Origin of the sequence: Streptomyces mauvecolor, from assembly GCF_039532965.1 — a bacterium.
GTDB classification, from domain to species: domain Bacteria; phylum Actinomycetota; class Actinomycetes; order Streptomycetales; family Streptomycetaceae; genus Streptomyces; species Streptomyces violascens.
In genome coordinates, this window is record NZ_BAAASQ010000027.1 from 1 (window position 1) to 21,820 (window position 21,820).

At 70.2% G+C, this 21,820-nt stretch carries 24 protein-coding genes and 1 tRNA gene; 11 read left to right on the top strand and 14 right to left on the bottom strand.

Annotated features, from left to right (window positions below; genetic code table 11):
• Positions 1-60: 60 nt before the first annotated feature.
• From ABD346_RS30730 to ABD346_RS30745, 4 genes are all read right to left on the bottom strand, one after another.
• A complete protein-coding gene (locus ABD346_RS30730; protein WP_381229810.1) occupies positions 61-1,233 on the bottom strand; it encodes a serine hydrolase domain-containing protein in 1,173 nt (390 codons plus the stop codon).
• A gap of 303 nt (positions 1,234-1,536) precedes the next feature.
• Positions 1,537-2,355 carry a hypothetical protein gene (locus ABD346_RS30735; protein WP_344379325.1) on the bottom strand — a complete coding sequence of 273 codons (819 nt, stop codon included), beginning with the start codon at positions 2,353-2,355 and terminating at the stop codon, positions 1,537-1,539.
• A 69-nt stretch (positions 2,356-2,424) separates the two neighbouring features.
• Positions 2,425-3,162, bottom strand: coding sequence for an SAM-dependent methyltransferase (locus ABD346_RS30740; RefSeq protein ID WP_344379326.1), 738 nt, complete (start codon positions 3,160-3,162; stop codon positions 2,425-2,427).
• A gap of 93 nt (positions 3,163-3,255) precedes the next feature.
• On the bottom strand, positions 3,256-3,726 hold the full coding sequence (locus ABD346_RS30745; RefSeq protein WP_344379327.1) for a MarR family winged helix-turn-helix transcriptional regulator: 471 nt from the start codon (positions 3,724-3,726) through the stop codon (positions 3,256-3,258).
• A gap of 56 nt (positions 3,727-3,782) precedes the next feature.
• Between ABD346_RS30745 and ABD346_RS30750 the strand changes: the two genes are divergently transcribed.
• Positions 3,783-4,742, top strand: coding sequence for an alpha/beta hydrolase (locus ABD346_RS30750; protein WP_344379329.1), 960 nt, complete (start codon positions 3,783-3,785; stop codon positions 4,740-4,742).
• A gap of 111 nt (positions 4,743-4,853) precedes the next feature.
• Entirely contained in the window at positions 4,854-5,600 is a 747-nt protein-coding gene (locus tag ABD346_RS30755) for a class I SAM-dependent methyltransferase (protein ID WP_344379330.1), read from the top strand.
• On the opposite strand, the gene ABD346_RS30760 is transcribed toward ABD346_RS30755, so the two are convergent.
• The 4 genes from ABD346_RS30760 to ABD346_RS30775 all read right to left on the bottom strand — a co-directional run bounded on the left by ABD346_RS30760 (position 5,511) and on the right by ABD346_RS30775 (position 8,665).
• Positions 5,511-6,101, bottom strand: coding sequence for a GNAT family N-acetyltransferase (locus ABD346_RS30760; RefSeq protein ID WP_344379331.1), 591 nt, complete (start codon positions 6,099-6,101; stop codon positions 5,511-5,513). The genes ABD346_RS30755 and ABD346_RS30760 overlap by 90 nt on opposite strands.
• A gap of 60 nt (positions 6,102-6,161) precedes the next feature.
• Positions 6,162-6,683 carry a putative immunity protein gene (locus ABD346_RS30765; RefSeq protein ID WP_344379332.1) on the bottom strand — a complete coding sequence of 174 codons (522 nt, stop codon included), beginning with the start codon at positions 6,681-6,683 and terminating at the stop codon, positions 6,162-6,164.
• 124 nt (positions 6,684-6,807) lie between these two features.
• Positions 6,808-7,542, bottom strand: coding sequence for a sensor domain-containing protein (locus ABD346_RS30770; protein ID WP_344379333.1), 735 nt, complete (start codon positions 7,540-7,542; stop codon positions 6,808-6,810).
• 91 nt (positions 7,543-7,633) lie between these two features.
• On the bottom strand, positions 7,634-8,665 hold the full coding sequence (locus ABD346_RS30775; RefSeq protein WP_344379334.1) for a helix-turn-helix transcriptional regulator: 1,032 nt from the start codon (positions 8,663-8,665) through the stop codon (positions 7,634-7,636).
• A gap of 120 nt (positions 8,666-8,785) precedes the next feature.
• Here ABD346_RS30775 and ABD346_RS30780 point away from each other — a divergent pair, with 120 nt between their 5' ends.
• The 4 genes from ABD346_RS30780 to ABD346_RS30795 all read left to right on the top strand — a co-directional run bounded on the left by ABD346_RS30780 (position 8,786) and on the right by ABD346_RS30795 (position 11,327).
• Complete coding sequence (locus ABD346_RS30780) at positions 8,786-9,202, top strand: VOC family protein (RefSeq protein ID WP_344379407.1); 417 nt, start codon at positions 8,786-8,788, stop codon at positions 9,200-9,202.
• 167 nt (positions 9,203-9,369) lie between these two features.
• Positions 9,370-10,464: an alcohol dehydrogenase catalytic domain-containing protein gene (locus ABD346_RS30785; protein ID WP_344379335.1), complete on the top strand. Its 1,095-nt coding sequence runs from the start codon at positions 9,370-9,372 to the stop codon at positions 10,462-10,464.
• A gap of 213 nt (positions 10,465-10,677) precedes the next feature.
• On the top strand, positions 10,678-11,103 hold the full coding sequence (locus tag ABD346_RS30790; protein ID WP_344379336.1) for a rhomboid family intramembrane serine protease: 426 nt from the start codon (positions 10,678-10,680) through the stop codon (positions 11,101-11,103).
• Positions 11,103-11,327: a rhomboid family intramembrane serine protease gene (locus tag ABD346_RS30795; protein WP_344379337.1), complete on the top strand. Its 225-nt coding sequence runs from the start codon at positions 11,103-11,105 to the stop codon at positions 11,325-11,327. The genes ABD346_RS30790 and ABD346_RS30795 overlap by 1 nt, the downstream gene beginning before the upstream one ends.
• A gap of 69 nt (positions 11,328-11,396) precedes the next feature.
• Here ABD346_RS30795 and ABD346_RS30800 read toward each other — a convergent pair whose 3' ends face one another.
• From ABD346_RS30800 to ABD346_RS30810, 3 genes are all read right to left on the bottom strand, one after another.
• Positions 11,397-12,563, bottom strand: coding sequence for a copper resistance D family protein (locus ABD346_RS30800; protein ID WP_344379338.1), 1,167 nt, complete (start codon positions 12,561-12,563; stop codon positions 11,397-11,399).
• 132 nt (positions 12,564-12,695) lie between these two features.
• Positions 12,696-13,937, bottom strand: coding sequence for an MFS transporter (locus tag ABD346_RS30805; protein ID WP_344379339.1), 1,242 nt, complete (start codon positions 13,935-13,937; stop codon positions 12,696-12,698).
• A 133-nt stretch (positions 13,938-14,070) separates the two neighbouring features.
• Positions 14,071-14,508, bottom strand: coding sequence for a protein-tyrosine phosphatase family protein (locus tag ABD346_RS30810; protein ID WP_344379340.1), 438 nt, complete (start codon positions 14,506-14,508; stop codon positions 14,071-14,073).
• A gap of 190 nt (positions 14,509-14,698) precedes the next feature.
• Here ABD346_RS30810 and ABD346_RS30815 point away from each other — a divergent pair, with 190 nt between their 5' ends.
• The 4 genes from ABD346_RS30815 (at position 14,699) to ABD346_RS30830 (ending at position 17,416) form a co-directional block, all read left to right on the top strand.
• Positions 14,699-15,955 carry a serine hydrolase domain-containing protein gene (locus ABD346_RS30815; protein ID WP_344379341.1) on the top strand — a complete coding sequence of 419 codons (1,257 nt, stop codon included), beginning with the start codon at positions 14,699-14,701 and terminating at the stop codon, positions 15,953-15,955.
• 321 nt (positions 15,956-16,276) lie between these two features.
• Positions 16,277-16,363, top strand: a tRNA-Ser gene (locus tag ABD346_RS30820).
• Positions 16,364-16,586: 223 nt separating this feature from the next.
• A complete protein-coding gene (locus ABD346_RS30825; RefSeq protein WP_344379342.1) occupies positions 16,587-16,907 on the top strand; it encodes an ArsR/SmtB family transcription factor in 321 nt (106 codons plus the stop codon).
• A complete protein-coding gene (locus ABD346_RS30830) occupies positions 16,904-17,416 on the top strand; it encodes an SRPBCC domain-containing protein (protein WP_344379343.1) in 513 nt (170 codons plus the stop codon). Before ABD346_RS30825 ends, ABD346_RS30830 begins: the two co-directional genes overlap by 4 nt.
• An 81-nt stretch (positions 17,417-17,497) precedes the next feature.
• On the opposite strand, the gene ABD346_RS30835 is transcribed toward ABD346_RS30830, so the two are convergent.
• Positions 17,498-17,812, bottom strand: a complete 315-nt coding sequence (locus ABD346_RS30835; RefSeq protein WP_344379344.1) for an ArsR/SmtB family transcription factor — start codon at positions 17,810-17,812, stop codon at positions 17,498-17,500.
• A 281-nt stretch (positions 17,813-18,093) separates the two neighbouring features.
• Between ABD346_RS30835 and ABD346_RS30840 the strand changes: the two genes are divergently transcribed.
• The gene (locus tag ABD346_RS30840) at positions 18,094-19,302 is read left to right on the top strand and encodes an MFS transporter (protein ID WP_344379346.1); all 1,209 of its coding nucleotides are present in this window, start codon (positions 18,094-18,096) and stop codon (positions 19,300-19,302) included.
• 143 nt (positions 19,303-19,445) lie between these two features.
• Here ABD346_RS30840 and ABD346_RS30845 read toward each other — a convergent pair whose 3' ends face one another.
• Both ABD346_RS30845 and ABD346_RS30850 read right to left on the bottom strand, forming a co-directional pair.
• Entirely contained in the window at positions 19,446-20,162 is a 717-nt protein-coding gene (locus ABD346_RS30845; protein ID WP_344379347.1) for a response regulator transcription factor, read from the bottom strand.
• Between the two features lie 483 nt (positions 20,163-20,645).
• A complete protein-coding gene (locus tag ABD346_RS30850) occupies positions 20,646-21,818 on the bottom strand; it encodes a nitroreductase family protein (protein ID WP_344379349.1) in 1,173 nt (390 codons plus the stop codon).
• Between the last annotated feature and the right edge of the window lie 2 nt (positions 21,819-21,820).

Genomic DNA, 21,820 nt, shown 5'->3' on the forward strand with positions numbered 1-21,820 from the left:
GCGTCCACACACCCAACATGCTCCCGAACAGGCCCACCCGGAAGACCTAACGGAGTCCTACTAGTGGTGGGTCAGCAGGGCGCAGACGAAGTCCTCCTCGACGGCGCGCAGGCGAGCCAGCAAGGCCGGGTTGGTCTTCTGGTTCACCTGCGAGGTGACGGAGAGGGTGAGGCCGCGGTGGCCGTCCGGGGTGCCCACGCCGAGCTGGGTGTAGCCCGGGGTGTTGCCGGTGTGTCCGTACACCACCCCGCACCGGGTGGTGTACTTGAAGATCGCCAGCCCGGCCTGGTTGGCGCCGGGGCCCGCCGGCTCCGAGGCGCCGTCGATGAAAGCCCGCTGCTGCTTGCGGGTCGCGTCGCCGATCAGCGTGCCGCCCGCGTACCCGGCCATGAAGACGCTGAAGTCCGCCGGGGTGGACACGATGCCACCCGAGGCCCAGGAACCGGAGGCGCCGAACAGCGTGGAGACGTCCTCCGCCGGCTTGCCCGGTTCGACGTCGTATCCGTGCAGGTACGGCCTGGGCAACCGGTAGCCGGCCGGGAGACTGGTCCCGGTGAGCCCGCGCGGCCGGTAGACCTCCGAGGCCAGCAGGTCCTCGTAGCTGCGCCCGGTCGCGGCCTCGGCCATCAGCGCGACGGCGATGTTGTCGGAGTTGGAGTACTGGTAGCGGGAGCCCGGGGCGAACTCCAGGTCCTGCCCGGCCACGAAGTCGAGCAGGTGCCGGGAGTCGAACACCCGGTGCGGGTCGGCCTGGATCAGCTCGACGAACTCCGGTGCCGCGCTGTAGTCCGGCAGACCGCTCGTGTGGTTGAGCAGCTGACGCAGCGTCACCGCACCCCAGGCGGCCGGCAGCGCGGGCAACCGGCTGAGGGTGTCGTCCAGGCTCAGCACCCCGCGGTCGACCAGGCGGAGCGCGACCGCTCCGCTGAACGCCTTGGCGGCACTGGCCAGCCGCATGTGGTCGGTGGCGCTGGGTGTCCTTCGGGTGCCGAGCTCGGCCACCCCCGCCCGGACCACCCGTACCCGGTCGCCGTCCCGGAGCACCGCGATCGCGCCGGGCGGGCCGTCCGGGCGGTCGACCAACTCGCGCAGGCGGGCCCGGAGTGCGCCGTCCTCGTCGCCATGGGGCGCCGCCCCGGCCGGGCCGGCCAGCGCCAACGAGGTGGCGAGCAGGACGACGAGCGCGCGCCCGCCGTGGCGGGGCAGCGGCAAACGGCGGTAGCGCAGTGACACGACAGAGCCTCCGAACGACGATGCGGCGGGAACGACGCTGCTCTGACCGCCATGCATCACCCGCCGGTACGCCATGCATCACCTGCCGGTGCCCGACCGAAACGCCCTGCCCCCGAAGTGACCCGCCCAGAGGAGCACCCCGGAGCAACGGGGCCGACATGCTGACGCAGCTCAACGGGCGTTGCCCCGGGTCGGCGCGAGGAGCCCCGGTGTCTCGCCTTGCTCCGCCCCTGCTGGTGAACGTCCACTCGGCGCAGCGCGTCGAAGTCCGCCCCGGCCCTGCGGAGGGCTCTGCCGGAAGGGTCAGTCGACGCGCAGGCGCCTGCCCCAAGCGCGGCCCCAGCCGCCGCGCCAGACGGCAAGACCCGCGTCGGTGAACACGCAGCCGATGCCGACGCCCCAGTCCTCGCCCTCGTACCGGATGGCAGGGTCGGCCAGGGCGCGCTGGAGATCGTCGGCGGGGATCACCGTGAACGCGTCGTCGTTCACGCCGGGGTAGTGCCGAACCTCGATCCACCCGGCATGAACAAAGGGGATGAGCGGGGCGAGCTGCCGGTCGACCCACGCGACGCGTTCCGCGCCGACCAGCCCGCTCGACAGGTCCTCCCAGATTCCGAACGGCCCCGTCAGCATGCCGCTTGCCTCCGCGGCGCAGACCAGAACCTCGCGTTGCGCTCTGCTCAACCCGTCCCAGTCGGGGAACCCGTCGGCTTCCACCGCGGGGTAGGCGTCGTCGGCCCAGTCCCGGCGGACGGCGTCCGGGGTCGCAAGGGAGAGGCGGCGCTCGGATGCGGGTGTCCAGAGCCAGTTGACCGGGTCCTTGAGGACCGCGTGCAGCGTATCGCCGGTCAGGATGGGGTCAGAGGGGGAAGGCGATGTGCCTTCCACTGCGCGGACGATGACCAGGTCGCGTTCGACGAGACTCCGCATCACCGCACCGAGCAGCGGGACCAACTCCCGCTGCTCGGCCTCGGAGTAACTACGAGGCGGCGGGGCCTCTGCGGCATGTGCCCAGCGCAGGGCCGTGCCGTAGGCCTGGATCACGCCGGCCAGGGGATCCTGGGACATGGCCCGGCGCAGCAGTGTCTGTTCCGCGAGGGTCAGGGAATTCCAGGAACGCACGACACGGATGATCCCACTTCCTCGCCCGGGCGGTGTCCAGCGCGGGGTTGGCCCGGCTGGGGGCCCGGCTCATCCGGACGTCGGGCGCAGGACCAGGCACACGAAACCGAAGACATCCCGGTACACCTTCAGCCACTCGTCGCGGTGGGTGGTGGCTGCCGCCAGGGCCTGCGGGCTGTCCGGGTCGGCCGGGTGGTCCAGGGCCCAGGAGGCCAGGGATCCCGTCCATGCCCATTCGTAGGCGTCGAGCTCCTGCTGGGTGCTGATGTGTCCGTGGACCGGCGTCCAGCCATCCGCGGTGACATGGGCCAGGGTGGTCGCCAAGTCGCTGAGATCGCCGAGCATGTCGGCGGCTTCGGGGGAGGGCTCGCGCGTCCAGAACCCGTCGCCGACCAGGACGCGTCCGCCGGGAGCCAGGTGCTTGCGTGCCGCCGCGAGGGTGGGGAGCAGGCCGCCGAAGGCGTGCGTGGCCCCGACGCTGAGCACAAGGTCGAAGGCGTGCGGGGAGGCGAACTCGGAGGCGTCCTCCTGGTGGAGGGCGAGGCGCTGTTCGACGCCGGCGAGCCGCGCGGCCTCAAGGGCGTGGGTCAGTGAGCCCTCGGAGATGTCCACGCCTTCGGCCCGTAGCCGCGGGAATGCGGTCAGGGCGCGCAGAAGCCACTCCCCGCCACCGCAGCCGAGGTCGAGTACGCGGGCGTCGGCGCGCGGGATGCCGCGTGCCAGCAGGTGACGTACCGAGCCGTCGTCGAGCGGGGCCGCGATCGGATGGTCCGCGTGGGCATGCAGCGAGATGCGTTCACGGTTCATTGAGGGCAGCCTGGCAGGGGCGGAGGGGGTATGCACCCGCTTTTCCTCGCTCTGGGGGCCGTGCTCCGCGGGCAGTTGGACCGCGTAGGCCCGTCAGCCTGTGGGCATGCCGATCTGGTCGCGTTCCAGTGCGGCGCGGAGTTCCGAGAGAGGCTGCGCGACGGTCGACATACTGGATGTGTCGAGCGTGCCTCCGATCAGCTCGGTCAGCCGCTCGGTGAAGGTGCGGTCGGCCGCTTCGACCAGCTCCGAGCCCTCGTCGGTCAGCGCCAGGAGTGATGACCGGCGATCCGATGGGTTGCGTTGCCGGACGACCCACCCCTGCTTCTCCAGGCGGTCGATGCCCTTGCTGGTCGCCCCGATTCCGACCGCGAACTCGGCAGCGAGGTCCGCCACCCGGGACCCGGGATGGTCACGGAGATGGCGCAGGAACTCGAACTGCGACGTGACGATCCCGTGCCGCTCACGGAGGCGGTCGTTGAGGGCGTTGTACAGCCGCGTCTCGCAACGGACGAGGTCGGAGAAGAGGCTCAGGAGATCAACAGCGTTGGATTTGTATGCCACGGCATATAGTGTAGCGGCAGCTATTTACGTGGCACTACTTGCGACGGGAGCCAGGAATGAGCAAGGAACAGCGCGCGATGGTCAACGCGATGCTCCGGCAGCCCCGACCCGAGGGTCCTCGGCCGGTTGAGGCGATCCGGGCCGGATTCAGGGCGATGATGGCCGAAATGATCGTCCCGGACGGAATCCGCACCACGGCCACGACGCTCGGCCCACGGCCCGCACTGCTTGTCGAACCGGCCGACGGCGCCCGCGGAGGGACGATCCTGTACTTTCACGGCGGCGGCTTCGTGTTCGGTTCACCCGAGACCGGACTGTCCCTGACGGGCAACCTCGTGGCCAGGACCGGATGCAGGGCCTACTCGTCGGACTACCGGCTCGCCCCCGAGCACCCGTTCCCGGCCGCGGTCGAAGACACCCTGAGCGCCTACCGCGCACTGCTCGACAGCGGCGAAGACCCCTCCGCCATCGTGTTCGCCGGAGACTCCGCGGGCGGCGGGCTCACTGTCACCACCTGCCTCGCCGCCCGCGACGCGAATCTCCCCCTGCCTGCGGCGATCGTCGCGTTCTCCGCCGGACTCGACGCCACCCGCACCGGCGAGAGCATGGACACCAAGGCAGGCATCGACCCCTTCTTCACACGCGAATCCCTCGCCCGCACCGGGGCCATGTACCTCGCGGGGCAGGACCCCCTTCAACCCATGCTCAGCCCGGCCGTCCTCGCCGACCCGACCGGATTCCCGCCGATGCTCCTTCAGGTCGGCACCAACGAAGTGCTCCTGGACGACTCCACACGCATGGCCGCGCGAGCGAGGGCTGCCGGAGTGGACGTCGTCCTCGACGTCACCGCCGACGTACCCCACGTGTTCCAGTCGTTCGCCGGCGTCCTCGACGAGGCCGACGAGGCACTGGACCGCGCGGCTCTCTTCCTCACCCAGCACATCCGCACCCGCACGCCGGACACGGCGAGCGCGTCGGCGGGGCAATGCGGTTCCCCCGCCGGCGAGTTCGTGTGACCCCGGCCCCGCCCCCCGGATCTTTCGTAGCTTCTGCCAGTACGGGCCTGCCGCCAAGTCTGGAGAGACTGCCGGTGTCCGGAGAGGACACCCCAACGGGAGGAGTGCGCGATGAGCGCGCAGGAGACGTACGACGAGATCGGTGAGGCGTTCGAGGGGTTCAAGGCCCTGCCACTGGCCCAGTACGTGGAAGCCCCCAGCTTCCTCGGCCTGGTCGGCGACGTCAAAGGCAAGAAGGTGATCGACCTGGCCTGCGGCACCGGCTTCTACAGCCGCGAGTTGAAGCGGCGCGGTGCGGCGGACGTGTTCGGCGTCGACATCTCCGGCGAGATGATCGCCGCCGCGACGGGCATCGAGAAGGCCGACCCGCTGGGCGTGCGCTACCAGGTCGGCGATGTGGCCGACCTGTCGCTGGCGGACGAACGCTTCGATGTGGCGACCGCCGTGATGCTGCTCAACTACGCCGAAACCGTTGAGGGGTTCGAGCACCTGTGTCGCAAGGTGCACGAGAGCCTGAAGAGCGGCGGCGATTTCTTCATGCTTCACCAGAAGCCGGACTACGACTTCACCGGGCCCTCGCCGCGCGCGTACGGCTTCCTCACCGAGCTGACGGGCGAGCAGTCCGGCACGGGGCCCCGGGTGAGGGTCACCGCGCTGCTGGACGGTGCGCCGATCTCGTTCACCTCGGGTCTGGCACGCCGCGAGGTCTTCGAAACATGCCTGGCCAAGGCCGGGTTCAGCGAGATCACATGGGTGCCCACCGAGGTGTCACCCGCCGGAATCGCCGCGTACGGCGCGGACTTCTGGGCGGACTACCGGGCCAACCCGTGCTTCGAGATGCTGCACTGCCGCGCCTGACGACCGGACAGGTGCTCGCCTGTAGCGGAGCTCGGTGACGGGGACTCCGTCGTAGTCCTCCTGCTCCTCGGCGCCGTCGGGGGCGTACCCGGCGAGTTCGTAGAAGCGGCGGGCGCGGGCGTTGTCCCGCAGGACCCACAGCTCGACGGCCGCCCCCGGACCGACGGCCTCGTGGACGGCCGCCAGGAGGGCCCGCCCCACTCCGGTGCCGATGCGGTCGGGGCGTACGTAGAGGGCGTGCAGGGCCCAACCGGTGTCCGTGTTCGGGCCGAAGGCGGCCCAGCCCAGGATCTCGTGGTCCTCGGCCACGGCCACCACGTCGGTGGTGGTGCCCGCCGGGTCGGCCAGCCGCTCCCGTGTCCTGCGGGCCGTTTCCTCGGTGCTCATCGCATCGAGGCAGGACCCGGGCACGATGCCCGCGTACGCCTCCTGCCAGCCCCGTACCCGTATCTCGGCCACGGCCGGGACATCCGTGTCGCCCATGATCCTCACGCGCACCATGCGGCACACGGTACGGAGTCGGGGGCGTGAGGGATCCGATGGGCCCGCACGGCCCGTCGTTCAGCTGCGAAGAGCCGAGTCGAGCTCGAAATACAGCGTGTCCAAGCGGCTGCGGCCGGGGCTGCGCGGTGGCATCCGCCGCAGCAGTTCGCGGACCTCCGGTGGGGCGTGGCCGATCGCCCGTCGGATTTCCTTGTCACCGACCGCGGCATCGCCGCCCTCCGCCAGCTCGCTCGCGCGAGCCCCGTACACCGCGGGCGCGAGCGCGTGCCTCGACTGGTGCGGGGTGGCCAGGGGGTGGATGTACGGCGTCGCCGCCGCGTAGCCCGCGGCGCGGGCGGCGGCGGTCGCGGCCGGGTCGTCGACGTCCCGGGCGGCTGCGAGCGCGGCCCAGGCCACGGCCCGCAGCCGCCCGGTGCGCCTCCCGTCGCATACGAAGGCCCGGATGCCCTCGATCGCCTCGCGAGGGCGGGTGTCCGAGGGAGCCCTCGTCTCGAAGAGGGGCAGCACGCCCTCCACGCAATCGGCGGCCCAGAGCCCGAGAGCCCGGCGGTCTTCTTCGCTGATGGTCACCTGGTTCACCCGTACATCCTGGTGGTTGTCGTGGCCATGCGGTAGCGGGTCGATGACGGGGCCCCGAGGCGCGTCCGGCGATCAGGCGCGCCCGTCCTGGCTCCCCGGCCCGGGCGCCATCGTGCAGATCGCACTAGCCGCGGCCGATCCCGGCACCGGGGGCGTCCACCCCGTCCGTGCCGGGCCCGGCCGGACGCCGGACGCGGGCCGCCGTCGGGGACTGCCTGGTGGGCGCGAGCAGCGAGTGCGTCAGGCGGGCATGCAGACGCAGCACGTACGGTGCGACGAAGAGCCCGACCGGAATCTCGACGAAGCCCAGCACGGCGGCCATGACCGCGTCGTCGTGGTCGCGGAGAGGGATGAACAGGTACCAACTGCCGTCCCAGGCGGTGACCACCGGCTCCCAGATCAGCGGCAGGAGCAGCCCGAAGACGCCGTGCGCCAGCATGCCGAACGGGATGATCGCAAGCAGTCCGCCGACGGTGACGGCCACCTGCGCCCACAGCAGGTCGCGCCAGGTGGAGCTGTCGGTGAAGAGCGCCTCGCACCTGCGCCGGGCGCCGAGCCAACCGCCCCGTGCCGGGGGAGCGGCCCGGTACGGGGAGGCGACCTCCACCCCGCTCGCGGCGGTCATCCGGCGCTGCGCCTGCGCCGACCAGCGCACCGCCGCGACCGTCGGCGGAACCAGGAACAGGCCGACGCCCATGAGCACCAGGGACATCGCGGTGAGCGCGAACCAGGCGAGGAACACCGCCAGTAGCCCGAGGCCGAACATGGCGAGCCCGCGCCCCATCGCCACCCACCCCGCCGTGAACCACGAGCGCCCCTGCCGCACTCCGTGCGCGGAACCGGTCGAACCATCCGTCATGTCAGTCGTCTCCTGTGCTTGGCCCGGGAGGATCGCCCCCGCTGTCGTACCTTGATCATCCTTTGCGTTGCACAGGCGAAGGGCGGCAGGTCTAGTCCAATGTGTCTGTGGGCTGAACCTGACTCCCGCCGTCCCCGGGCCGCCGAGCCGAATCGGCCAGCCGGTCGGCGAGGGCGGCGACGCGTGCGCGGAGTTCGTCCGGTCGATCGATGACGAACGGCCGGTCCAGCGCGGCGAGTTCACCCGGCAGCCAGTCGAGCCGTTCCACTCGCAGCTCGACCCGGAACCAGGGCCCGGCCGAGGCATCCGCGCCGTTCGCGGACGGCAACTCCTCCAGGGTGGCGAGGCCTGCGGGCAGCCGGGCGCGGATCTGCTCGGCCGTCCCCTGGATCCGCAGGGTCACCTCATGCCGGTACGGAGCCGTGGCGAGCCCGGACAGGACGCGTTGCGCGGGGTCGATTCCGGCGGGCGGCACGAACGAGCCGGGGAGGATCCTTGCCTCGGCGATGCGGTCGAGCCGGAACGTCCGGTCCTCGCCGATCGCGGGATCCGAGCCGGTCACGTACCACTTGCCCGCGTGGGCGACGAGCCCGTACGGGTGCAGGGTGCGTTCGCTGCGCCGGCCGTCGGCTGCGGCGTACCTGATCGAGACCGGCCGGTGATGGCGTACGGCGTCGGCGATCGGGAGCAGCACCGTGCTCTCAGGCGTGCTCGACGCGCCGGGCCCGGCCGTGAAGGACAGCGAGTCGAGCACGGCGCCGAGTCTGCGGCCGAGCCGCGCGGGCAGGACCCGCCGGACCTTGGCCGCCGCCGTCTCGCTCGCCGAGCCCGTACTCGTCATCAGGCCGGCCCGCTGACCGGCGACCAGACCGAGGAGCACGGCCAGCGCTTCGTCGTCGCTCAGCATCAGCGGAGGCATCCGGTAACCGGAGGCGAGCCGGTAGCCGCCGTAACGCCCGCGCACCGACTCGACGGGCACGTCGAGGTCGATGAGGTGCTGGACGTAGCGCCGCACCGTGCGTTCGTCCACATCGAGCCGGTCGGCGAGCTCGGCGACGTTACGGACGCCGCCGGACTGCAGGAGTTCCAGCAGGGTGAGCACGCGGGCGGTGGGTCGGGTCATGTCCAGAAGTCTCTCGCGAATACCGGGCGGTTTCTGTCCGGTATTCGCCATAGCGTGCGATCGAAAGCGCAAACGCGCTCTCCCGCACCTCACCCAGGGAGCCAACTCATGGACAGGAACATGGACTTCGTCTCGATCCGCGTCATCACGGACGACATCGGCCGCCTCGTCGACTTCTACGAGCGCGCCACCGGCGTGCGGGCCGACTGGTCCACCGAGGACTTCGCCGAACTCAGGACCGCCACGGCCACCCTCGCGATCGGCAGCACCCGTACGGTCCCGATGTTCGCGCCCGGCGCCGCACACCCGGCCGACAACCGGAGCGTCATCCTGGAATTCCGCGTGGACGACGTGGACGGCGTCCACGAGCACCTGACCGCCCTCGCCCTTGCCGAGGACTTGGTCCAGAAGCCCACCACGATGCCGTGGGGCAACCGCTCCCTCCTCCTCCGCGACCCCGACGGCAACCTCGTGAACTTCTTCACCCCGCCGCGCCTTTCGCCGTCGAGCGACGGTGGCCCGGATGCAGCTCCGTAGCCAGGACCTCAGGCAGGGCCCTGTCAGTCCTGGGACGATCCGTTCCTGGATGCGGGCGGGCGGACTTGTCATGGTGGTCCGGGTCCATGGGTCTCCGTGGATCTTCCATGGACCTCGGTGGAGTTCCATGGATCTCCGTGGCCCTTCAGGGCCTCCAGAAATGAGCCATGACCATGAAAGCCGCACTGCTCAGGACGTTCGGATCACCGCTGGCGGTCGAGACGATGCCGGACCCGGTCCTTGGTACGGGGGAGGTGGTCGTGGATGTCGTGGCGAGTTCCGTACTCCCTTATATGGACGAGGTGTTGAGCGGTGAGCGCGGGTATCTGCTCGACCTGCCACTCGTGCCGGGGATCGGGGCGATCGGCAGGGTGCGGGCGGTCGGGCCCGACGCGACGCGACTGGCCGTCGGCGACTGGGTGTTCTGCGACCCCACCGTCCGCTCGCGCGACGGCGGGCGGACCCCCGACATCACACTCCAGGGCCTGAGCGCGCGCGGTGACGGCGGCCTGCGCCTGCAGCGGCACTTCCGTCACGGCCCCTTCGCCGAGCAGATGCTGATCCCGACCGAGAACGCGATCCCGATCGGCCCGATCGACGCCGCGGATGCCGGACGCTGGTGCGGGCTCGGACCGCTCCTGGTGCCGTACGGAGGCCTCCTCGCGGCGGAGTTCCAGGCAGGCGAGACGCTCCTCGTCAGCGGCGCGACCGGCTACTTCGGAAGCGGGGCCGTCCAGGTCGCCCTGGCGATGGGGGCGGGGTGCGTGGTGGCGCCGGGTCGCAACGAGAAGGTGCTTGACGACCTGGTTCGCCGCTTCGGCCCGCGCGTCCGGCCCGTGCGGCTCACCGGTGACCAGGACGAGGACCGTGAACGGATGCGCCGGGCGGCCCCGAACCCGATCGACTGCGTACTCGACCTGCTCCCGCCCGGCGCAGGGCCGGCCCCGGTGCGGGCCGCCGCGATGACCGTCCGCGAGTTCGGCCGGGTCGTTCTGATGGGAGGCGTGGGCATGCAGGGCGGCGACGATCTCCACCTGCCCTACGCGTGGCTCATGCGGAACAGCGTCACGGTCCGGGGTCAGTGGATGTATCCGGCGGTGGCCGGCGCCCGCCTGGTCACGCTGATCCGGTCCGGCCTCCTGGACCTGGCCGAATGCGACGTCGCGGAATTCGGCCTGGACGAGGCGAATGAGGCCGTTGCCCACGCTGCGGCCGACGGGGGTCCCTTCAGGACGACGGTGATCCGGCCCGACCGGCGGTGATTACCCACCCGTGACCGGAGCGGGTTGCCGAGGCTTGGCCCGGAGGTTGGGGAGGCGCTGCGAGCCTGCCCGAGTCACCCGTTCAAGCGGCGTTTCATACGGGCTTACCATGCCTCTCCAGAGTGTATGAGGACTGGGCTACAGGGGGGGGCGGATCCGGTGGGCAGGCTGCTGCAGGGGTGGGATCGGACGGGGCAGCGAAGCGCCGAGGAAATGATCGCGGAGGCGCGCAAGGCGTTCTTCGTCATGTTCGGATTCATGGTGGTCGTCTGGGCCCTGCAAGTCGTCAACTGGCTGTCGGGCTACCGGCTGGACATGGACTTCGGGGTCGTCCCGCACGATCCGGGCCGTCTGGGCGCCATCCTCGTCGCGCCCTTCCTGCACTTCGGCTGGGACCACATCGAGGCCAATTCCGGGCCGCTGTTCGTCTTCGGGTTCCTGGCGGCGTACCGGGGTGTGGTCCGCTTTCTGTGGCTGACCCTGCTCGTCGCGGTGACCAGCGGCCTCGCGGTCTGGGTCTTCCAGGGCAGCAACACCCTCGGCGTCGGCGCGAGCGGCGTGATCTTCGGCTACTTCGGATACGTGGTGCTGCGCGGCCTGTTCGCCCGCGGCTCATCGACACGCTCATCGGCCTGGTGATGGCGGCGTCCTTCGCGTACATGGTGACGGTCGCCGTGCCCGGCACGCCGGGCGTGAGCTGGCTGGCGCACCTCGGCGGGCTGGTGGGGGGCATGGTCGGCGCATATCTGCTGCGGGACGGCCGCCGTCCCGCGGCCGTCCCGGGTGAAGCGCGGCCTGCCGCCCCGCTGGACCCGGGCCGCGCCGACCTGCACAAGGAACTCCGCGACCTGGGTCTCCTCTGAAGGCATCTTCCCGAGGGCTGCTCCGAGCGCGAGGAGCGCCGACCGGATGCTCAACCGTCCCGTACGGGATCAGGCCGCAGCCAGGTCTCCGCGCCGGGCCAGGGCGTCCGACGTCCTCGCCGTGATGCAGAGGGACGCCGCGAGCGTGAGGACCAGGGCGGCGCCCACCGTGATGATGCTGCCGCTCGTGACGGCCGGCGGGCTGCCCGCCTCCGAGCGGGCCGAGCCGCTGAGGAAGGGGATCACGGCCAGGACGGCGATTCCCAGGGCGACCTCGGCCCATACGACCCTGGGGAAGTGACGCAGCGTCAGGTGCAGCAGAGAGGCCGTGGCGTCGGCCCGACGGGCCTGGGCGATGCGGGGCATCAGCCAGAACTGGTTGACGCCACCGGCGGTGACCATGCCGAGCACCAGCGCGATCTTGATGAGCAGGAAGAGCCCGTAGCTCGTGCTCCACAGCTGCCCGATGCCGCCGACGTGCTTCCAGCTCATCCACAGCCCGGAGGTGAGTACGGCGCCGACGCAGATCAGGGCGACGAGGCTGAAGCGGCGCCAGAGGTCCGCCCACAGTGCGCCCGCGCTCTCGCTGAGCCGGCCGCGGGTCGTGGCGAGGGCGGCGAGGACGGCCAGGCCGCCGATCCACACCGTCCCGCTCACGATGTGCACCTGGTCGCATACGAGGTCGATCACCTTCTCCGCGTTCTTGGGCGCGGTGGCCGGTACGGCCCCGATGAGGGACACCGCCAGCGTCAGGGGCAGGGCGGTGCCGGCGAGGGCGTCGAGGTGTCTTCGAACGCGGGGGAGGAGGAGCGCGATCAGCGTGGCGGACGCCAGGACCAGGACGACGTTCTGCACGATGTAGATCGTTCCCTGAGCCACCCACGCGCCCTTCGCGGCGGGTGCGCGCAGGAAGTCCCAGATGTTCCCCGGCGCGAGCGCCTCGCCGAACGGCATGCCCTTCCCGGCGCGCGCCACGCGGCCGGCGAGCTGGAGGTAGCCGGTCACCAGCAGGACAACCCCGGCCCACGCCAGGTACGTCGCCGACCGCCGGCGCAGCGCGTCGATGTCACCCTGCTCGTTCCCGGGCGTACGAAGTGCCGGGCGGATGGTGGCGGCGTACGTCACGGTGGCGCCGATGGCTCCGGACAAGCCTGCGAAATAGCCCGATTTCGTGAGAATGCGCCAGAGCGGGGGCGTGGTGTATCCGGCCGAGGCGGCCAGGTGGACGAGATTCATGAGAGGTGAGGCTAACCTAAGTGACCCGATGTCGAGTCACGTCGTCCGTCGATCGGGCATGCAAGGTGCGCCTTTGTCCTCGGTAGTCGTAATTGCACCCGGAGGCGGGGGTGCGTGCGGGGGTCCATCTCCTCAGCTGGCGGCCGACTGCCGTGCGGCGGCCTTCGCATGCTCCTGCGGGACGTGCGGCTGGTGGCGCTGCGCCCACCCGACGACGAGAGGTGCCGCCAGCCCGGCGAGGGTGAACAGTGCCCCGACCACGTACCAACCGGGGCGGCCCCATGTGATGCACAGGGCGATGAGCAAGGTCGGGCCGACGGCTTCGGCCAGGCCCGCGCCGAGCCCGAAGACGCCGAGGTACTGACCGGTGGCGTGCTTGGGGGCGAGGGTGAAGGAGACCTCGAAGCCTGCGGCGGCGTGCCACAGTTCACCGATCGTATGGACAACCACCGCGCCCAGAAGAAGAGTTGCGGCCGCCCAGGCCGGTATCCCGGCGGACAGGGAGATGAGCGCGCAGGACAGGAGGAAGGCGAGGCCCGAGCGGCGGTAGGCGAGTGCGCCGGCGGCCGGGGTGTCGACATTGCGGCCGGCGCGCATCTGGAACGCGATGACGATGACGGTGTTGAGCAGCATGGTGCCCGAGATGAGCCAGTGCGGGGCTGTGGTGGCGGCGACCAGCCAGAGCGGGACGGCCACGGTGAGCACCTTGAACTGGATCGCCATGACCCCGTCGAGCAGGGTGAGCGCGAGGTAGGGCCGGTCGCGCAGGGCCGCCCAGCGGGGGCCGCTCGCGGCGGGCTCCGGGGCGACCGGTGGCAGGAGCAGCAGGACCGCCGCGGATGCGGCGAAGGCGAGGGCGTTGCCGATGACGAGAACCTGGTACGCGCCGTGACTGCCGACCTGCACGGCCCACCCCGCCAGTACGGCGCCCAGTGAGATGCCGATGTTGGTCACCGCGCGCAGATAGGCACGCAGCGCCTGCGGCCGGTCGCCGCCGTGGTGCCGGATGAGCGGCCCCCGCGCGGCGTTCCCGGCCCCTTTCGCCCCCGTGGCCACGGACACCGCGAGCACGAACGGCCAGAAGCTGTCGGCGAGTACGAAGCCGGCCGTGGCCAGCGCCTGCACGACAAGAGCAGCCGCATACACCCCGCGCGCACCCCGCCGGTCCGCGAGGTGACCCACGGCGATGCCCAGAGCGAGGGCGAAGATCCCCGCGATGCCGAGCCCGAGCCCGACTTGCGCCGGTGGAAGGTGACGGTCGTGAGTGAAGTAGAGGACCCCGGCGGTGAGATAGAGCCCGCTGCCGACGGTGTAGACGAAGTTCGAGGCGACGAGGGCGCGCTGGGGTCCGGGCTCCGGTAACAAGTAGGCCACGGCAGGGTCCGTTTCATGAGCGGACGGTAAGGACTGGTCTAGCTTGTTGGTTATTACGTGTCGGCGCAAGGGGGTTGTGCGGTGCGGGTATCCGGCGACCGTCTCGCAAAGCCAGCCTTGCCGCGGCCATGCCCTACCCGAACCTCGCAACGAACCCCCGCTGCCAAGGTGTTTCGACCGCGCGGTGTGCGTAGTGCTCCCGTACGTACGCGACCGCGTCCTCGTTGGGGACGCCGTCCAGGACGGCCAGGCAGGCCAGGGCCGTGCCCGTGCGGCAGAGGCCGCCTCCGCAGGCCACCTCCACGCGCTCCTTCCCGGCGCGGGCCAGCAGCGTGCGCAGAGCTTGCGCGAAGGCCGGGCGGTCGGTGGGCAGCCAGAAGTCCGGCCAGCGGAGCCACTGGTGTTCCCACTCGACCGGAGCGGGTCGGCGGCCGCGCAGGTGGAGGGCGAACTCCGGTTTCGGGCCGGGCGGGAGGGGTTTTCGTAGGCCTCGGCCGCGTACGAGCAGACCTGATGGCAGGTGCAGGACGCCCTCGGCCGTTGGGTCCCAGGGTTTCTCCAGCGCGTTCATGGGGCGAGGCTAGACCTTGGGTGCCGAGGGAGCCCGGATCCGTTCGGCGGGCTCATGCACGGTCCTGCCGCTCTCGCAACCCGGGTGCCGCCATGCGGGGGCGGCTCGGCGGGCCTAGCGTGGGAAGCGAGTGATGTCATCGTCCGGATGCCGTTGTCCGGATGTTCCTCGTCCGGCAGGAGGCCTGCCCGTGAGGTATTCACAGATCCAGTGGCGCAGAGCGGGCGTGGGAGTCGCGGCGGCCGCGCTGCTGGCCGTCCCGGCCGTCACGGGCACCGCGTACGGAGCCACCGTGTCCCCGTCCCCCTCCGTGTCGGCATCGAGTGACGGCAGCGGCGACTTCGCCCAGCTCAGCCCGGCCGTCGCCGCGAAGCTGGACACCGCCATCAAGCAGGTCATGAAAGAGACGGGCGTGCCCGGGGTGAGCGTGAGTCTCTCGGCGCCCGGCAAGGGGAACTACGTCAAGAGCTTCGGCGTCGCCGACAAGGCCACGGGCGCCCCGATGAAGCAGGACATGTACACGCGCATCGGCAGCATCACCAAGACCTTCACGGTGACCGCACTGCTCGAACTGGTCGACCAGGGCAAGGTGGGCCTGGACGATCCGATCGGCAAGTACATCTCCGGCGTCCCGAACGGCGACAAGATCACCCTGCGTCAACTCGCCGAAATGCGGAGCGGGTTGTACAGCTACTCGGCAGACAACGACTTCGTCAAGGCGCTCGTCACCGACCCGACGAAGCCCTTCACGCCACAGCAGTTGCTGGACTACTCCTTCAAACACCCGGTCCTGTTCCAGCCGGGCAAGGAGTTCCTGTACTGCAACACCAACCTGATCCTGCTCGGGCTCGTCGTGGAGAAGGCGAGCGGCATGCCGCTCAACCAGTACATCGAGCAGAACGTCGTGAAGCCGGCCGGGCTGACCCACACCAGCTTCCCGACCGACGCGGCGTTCCCCACCCCGCACGCCCAGGGCTACACCAACCAGACCCTGTCCGGAAAGGTCGAGGAAGCCACCGACTGGAACCCGTCCTGGGGCTGGGCGGCCGGAGCGATGATCTCCAATCTGTCCGACCTGAAGAGCTGGGCCACCACCCTCGCCACCGGCACCCTGCTCTCGCACAAGACGCAGGCCGAGCGCCTCAAGACCATCTCCACGGGGATTCCGGGCGCCGGTTACGGTCTGGGCATCTTCAACATCCAGGGCTGGATCGGCCACAACGGCTCACTGCCCGGGTACGAGGCCCTGACGATGTACCTCCCCGAGGCGAAGGCCACGGTGACCCTGGTCCTCAACACGGACATCCTGCACAACGAGAACGAGCCCAGCACCCTCTTCGGCCAGGCGATCACCAAGATCGTGACTCCGAAGCACGTGTTCAACATCCCGGTCGTGGAGCCCCATGCGTCGACCGCCCCGTCGCCCTCGCCGAGCAACTCCGGGTGAGTGGGCGGTACTGGCCCGTGACGAGCAACTTCCTTGCGAGGGAGCGCAGTTCCTCCCCTGGCCCATGGCGGCCAGGGCCTTGAGGGCGTTGAGGCCCACCGGGGCCGAGTCGATCAGGTCCACGAGGACGGGAACGGCGCGGTCCCTGTGACCCCGTCGTGGGCCTCCGCGGCCGCCATCCGCGTCCACGCGTAGCCGTCCGTCAGGCGCGGCTCGATGAGGGGAAGGAGTGGAGCGGCGGCGGTGCCGAGCAGCTCGGGCCCGGCCCGGCTCGCTTCGGGCGGGCGGATCTTATTCGCGTGCCGGTGTCACCGAGCGCGAGCTAACGTGGTGCTCGTCCAGGTGCGCAGGCAGCGGTTACTTCGGCTGTTAACCGAGAGGTCGCGGGTTCGAGTCCCGCCGTCGGCTTCGGCCGGTGTAGCTCAGATGGGTAGAGCACTACGTACCGCCGCCGTCCTCGACCTCTGGACGCATGCTCGGCCCCCGGCCGGCCTTCGGGCCGGACGGGGGCCATCTGCGTTGGCCCGGGTTGGTCTGCGGTGGTGGGGCGGCGGGCGAGCCGGGAAAGGGTGGCAGATCAGGTGGGCTGTATTCCATTGCTGGAATATAGCTGTCGAGGTATATTCGAAGCGTGAGCAGCCCCGCAGGCGACGTCATCGAAGTGCTCGCCGAACCCAATCGCCGACGGATACTCGACCTCCTCAAGGACGGCGAGCGGCCCGTCGGAGAGCTGGTCGACGAGCTGGGGCTTGCGCAGCCGACCGTCTCGAAGCACCTGCGCACGCTGCGCGATGCCGGGCTCGTGGAGGTCAGGGTCGACGCCCAGCGCCGGCTGTACCGGATACGGCCCGAGCCGCTGGCCGAGCTCGACGCATGGCTCGCCCCCTATCGAAGGCTGTGGAGCGGAAGCCTGGACCGTCTCGAACGCCATCTGGAAGAAGGAACGTCATGAACGACTCCGTCCTGTCCGACGAAGGCGTGCTGAGCACCGGCGGCGCCCGGCCCGTCCTGCGTTTCGAGCGGGTTCTGGCCCGGCCTCCCGAGGCCGTGTGGCGCTCGATCACCGACCGCGAGGAGCTCAAGGCGTGGTTTCCGTGCGAGGTCGTTGTCGATGCGTGGGAGCCGGGTGCGCACATCGACTTCCCATTCGCCGGGGGCGATCCGACGCTCACCGGGACCGTTCTGGACGTCGATGAGCCCCGCCTCCTCGCCTACACCTGGGGTGAGGAGACCCTCCGGTTCACCCTGACGCCCGAGCCGGGCGGGCGCACGCGCCTGGTGTTCACCGATGAACTGGGCCCTTCCATCGCCGCCCGCAACGCGGCCGGCTGGCAGGTCTGCCTCGCCCGGCTGACCGGCGACACCCCCGCCGCCGACGCCTGGAAGGGCCACTTCAACCGCTACACCGCCGCGTTCGAACCGGCCCTCGGCCCGCAGGAAGGGCCTCCGGCGGGGCACTGACGCTTCGGGGGATCGGCGTTACGCCGTTCCTCCGAGCACTGTGGCGGGTGCCCATCACTTCCCCTTGCGACGGGGAATGGTTCAAACGGGGTCGACGTTGTCCAGGACCGCGCGCAGCAGGCCGGGGAAGCGGGCCTCGAACTCGTCCGCGCGCAGCCGGGCGCTCTGCTGCTGGCCTTGGTGGGTGCGCAGGAGGATTCCGCACTCGCGCAGCACGCGGAAGTGGTGCGAGGCGTTCGACTTGCTGATGCCCAGGGCGTTGTAGATGTCCGAGCACTCGGTCTCGCCCTGGCGGGCGAGCAGCCCGACGATCCGGAGCCTGAGCGGGTCGCTCAGCCCGTGCATCGCGTCGGCGAGGCTGACGTTGGCCAGCTCGGCGTGGAAGGTGTCTCGCATCGTGGTTGGCCTTCTCCGACCTCTGGGAGAGGTCGCTTGGTGACGGGCGCGGGTGCTGGTGCACCGAGGCTTGCGCGACGGGCGGGCGGACTTCAAGGTAACCATGTCGATCGCCTTCATGGTCCTGGGCCTGGGGCGGGAGGCGTGGGAACCCGCGCCCGCCGACATGGATGGACCGATAGTCGGACTCTCCCCTTGCCCTCAACGGCCCTATCCGCGTGCCCTGTTGGGATTCTCCGGTGCTGCTTCCAAAGGTTCAAGAATCATTGTACCGTTGGACCATGAACCCACGGATCTACCTCTTGGCCCTCGGTACGTTCACAGTAGGAACCGAAGGGTATGTGATCGCCGGCGTGCTGCCGGACGTGGCGCATGACCTGCATTCGACGGTCTCCGTGTGTGGGCAGATGGTCACGGTCTTCGCGCTCGTATACGCCCTGGCTGGACCGCCGTTAATCGGGCTGTTCCAGAACGTGCGGCCCAAGCGACTGCTCATCTGGGCCGCGTTGGGATTCGCCGCTGCCAACCTGGTCGCCGCCGCCTCGCCCAATGTGGCGGCCCTGGCCGGTGCGCGGGTCCTGGCCGCGCTCGGTGCCGCGCTGTTCGCCGCGCCCGCGGCGGCAGCCGCCGCCGCCCTGTGCCCGCCCGAGGACCTGCCCCGGGCGATCGCCGTGACGGCCGGTGGAAACGCGATCGCGCTCACCCTGGGTGCTCCGATCGGCACCATCGTGGGCGCGGCCTTCGGCTGGCGGGCTGCGTTCGGCTTCGTCACAGTTCTCGCGCTGGTCACGGCGGGCGCCGTGTGGGCCTGGCTCCCCGAGGTCCCCACCTCCACGGCCTCCACAGCCGGACGGCTCAACCTCCTGCGCCAAACCCCCATCAGGTGGGGCCTGTTGACGACCCTGGGGCTCTTTCTCGCCGCGTACACCGTGTACACGTACCTCTCGCCCGTGGTGCACGAGGCGACTGGGCTCGGCAGCGACGGCGTGGCCGCCCTGATGATCGTCTTCGGTGCGGGCGGCTTCCTCGCGGGCCGGCTGATCGGCCGGGTGCTCGCCAAGCATCCGATCGCGACCGTCCTGCGCACCGTCCTGCTCCTGATCACCCTGCTGCTCGCCGTCCTGACCCTCACGACGTACGTGCATGTACCCGCCGCGTCCAAGGTCATCGCGTTCCCGTTGCTCTTCGCCTTCGGTGCGGCCTGGTGGTCCGGCGGCATCAGCCAGCAGACGCGGCTCGCCGGCCTCGCGCCGCAGCAGCGGTCGCAGGCCCTGGGGCTGCACTTCTCCGCCCAGTTCCTGGGCGTCGCGATCGGCGGTGCGGTGGGCGGTCTCGCCCTCTCGGCGGCCGGGGCGGGTGCGGTGCCGGTGGTCGGCGGCGTCATCGCCCTGGCCACCATCCTCAGTGTCCGGCAAGTCGTGCCGGGTGCCCGCAAGGACGAAACCCCAGCTGGGGCGCGGACGTTGTCCGGCGACTCCACCTCCGTGTGATGAGCGGCGGCCCGGACGCCGGCGTGTGCGCCCTCCGCGACACCGCGGGCGCGCCGCCCCTGGCCGGGCTGCCCTCTCCCGCGACTCCCGCCCCCATGCCTTCCATCCCCCGTAAGGTGTGGGGGCGGGCCCTTGACGCAGCGTCAGCCCGCCCGCTCCTGAGTGAGCGGCGGGTTGTGACCGATCGCGAGCCGGAAGCCGACCCCTCGGACCGTTTCGATGAGGGCCGGCACCCCGAGTTTCTTGCGGAGCCCCGACATGTGCACCCCCAGGGTGCGGGTGTCCCCGGCACCGTCGTGGCCCCACACCTCGCTCATGATGTGCTCCCGAGTGAATACCCGGGTGGGGTCCGAGACGAGGAGCGCGAGAATGTCGAACTCCTTGCGGGTCAACGGCACTTCATGGCTGTTCGCCGTCACCCGGCGGAGCTGGACGTCGATGCGCAGTGGGCCGAGTTCATGGACCTCCGTCTCGCCCGGCCACCTGGGCTTCCATGGGTCCCACGATTTCTTGGCGCGTCGGATCGCGGCCTGGGTGCGGGCGGTCAGCTCGCGCAGGCTGTACGGCCGCACGATGTAGTCGTCGGCACCCAGCTTGAGGCTCAGTACCCGGTCGAATTCATCACTGCGGGTACTTATCATGATCACGGGGACGTCGGAGACGGCCCGGATAGCTCGGCAGACCTCTAAGCCATCGATATCATCGAGGACCGGATCAAGGAATACCAGGTCCACAAATCGGCAGCGTTCGAGGGCTATTTCGCTGGTGTTTCCGGTCGAGACCTCGAATCCCTGAGTGCTCAGTTCCGCTGCGAACTCTGCAATGAAGTCAGTGTCACCGGATATCGCAAGAACCTGCATTGTTCTCCCTTACTGTGACCCGGCCGCGCCCGGCAGTGGGGAGATCGACGGCCGGTGCGGATCATTCAGCAAGGAATGTTGTCCGGTGTTTGTTCCGACGGGCTCGATCGACCACGTCACGCCCACGACCACGAGGAACGCCCGTGTGCGGAGTCTTATGACGCTTGAGTCAGTACCTGCTTGAGTACCGTCGGGACCGCTGATCGCGAGGGAGGGAAATCATGACGATTCCGGACCTGCAATGTGTGGTGCCACACCCGGTAAAGCAACCATGCGAATGTCAACCCCCGTACGGTCGTCATGTGATTATGACAGCATGGCTTGCCGACCCTCTTTTGTGAGGTCGGTGCGCCTATCACAAGTCTACATAATCGGCTAGATGGCCCGTCAAGCGGCGGCGGGCGTCTTTGCCTTCTCTAAACCATCTCATGGCGCCGGGAGGGATTGTTTCCAGTCGGTGAACTTTTCGGATCCGGGAATATTTCAGATCCGGCGGCCGGACCGGCCGGGATCGAGGCGGGGAGCCGCGGGGAAGTCGGTAGTGGGGCGGCCGAGGCGGGCGACGAAGACGGTCCTCCCGCTCAGACCGAGGGAGGACTGCAACGCCCGGCGCAGGTCGTCGTGCTGGAGCAGTACGCTGACGGGGTGCACGGCGAGCCCCGCGCGGGTGGCTCGGAGCCAGTAGTCCACGAGGTCGCCGCCGGCCCGCACGAGCGAGGCGCCGCCCGGTGCCTCATCGGGTAGGCTCATCGCCACCGTCGCGGGCGCCTTGTCGGCTGCCGCGGCGATGCCCCGGGCGAACACGCGGTGGTAGCCGAGGGGGCGCAGCGTGCGCATCGTCGCCGGGGCGAGCGCTAGGGAGAACAGGCGGCGCCGCGGCGCCGACATGGGGCCGAACAGCTGGCTGAGCGCGAACCCGTCGCCCGCCGCCTGCGCCGCCGCCTCGTCACGGCGTACGAACGAGTGCGTTTCCCGCCACGCCGCCGTATGACTGAAGTCGCGCCCGCCGTGCCGGGCGAGCAGCCGCACGAAGTGGGCCCGCTCGTCCGCGCCGGTGAAGTGGCGGATGATGGTTCCCGCGCTCGTGACGTCCCCCAACTGCCCCAATGTGAAAAGGAGTTCATTGTCGACCGGTTCCTTCCGGTACGGAGCGCGGTTGGTGTGGCGTTCGGTCGCGGTGGTGCGGAGCTCGGCGAGGCTGTCCCAGTCGGGAACGCCGTGGCGCCGTAGCTCCACCACGGCCAGCAGCGCCCAGGTCGACGGCCAGGAGTCGCCGAGTTCGGACACCGGGTGGAGCGGGTGGTCCGGGTACCCGTCGGCGGCCACGGCCCAGCCCTGGATGCCGAGTGCCCGTAGCAGCAGCCACCAGTACGCGCCGCAGCTCAGCAGCATCTCCAAGTCGTGTGCAGGCAGGGCCACAAGACTGCGCTCGCGGTCCAGTGCCAGCGCTAGATACGTGCTGTCACTGTCCTCCGTGCGCCCCATGTGATGGGCAGCGGCGCGGCGGGCCCCGGGGCTCGTGAAATGGGCCAGACCCCACGGCTGGCAGTTGTGCGATGAGGGGGCGAGCACGGCGATCGCCATGGCGTCGCGCAGTGCCGCGTCGAAGGACACCGGCTGACTCGGACGGGCGGGCGGCGCAGGGGTCGGGGTCATGG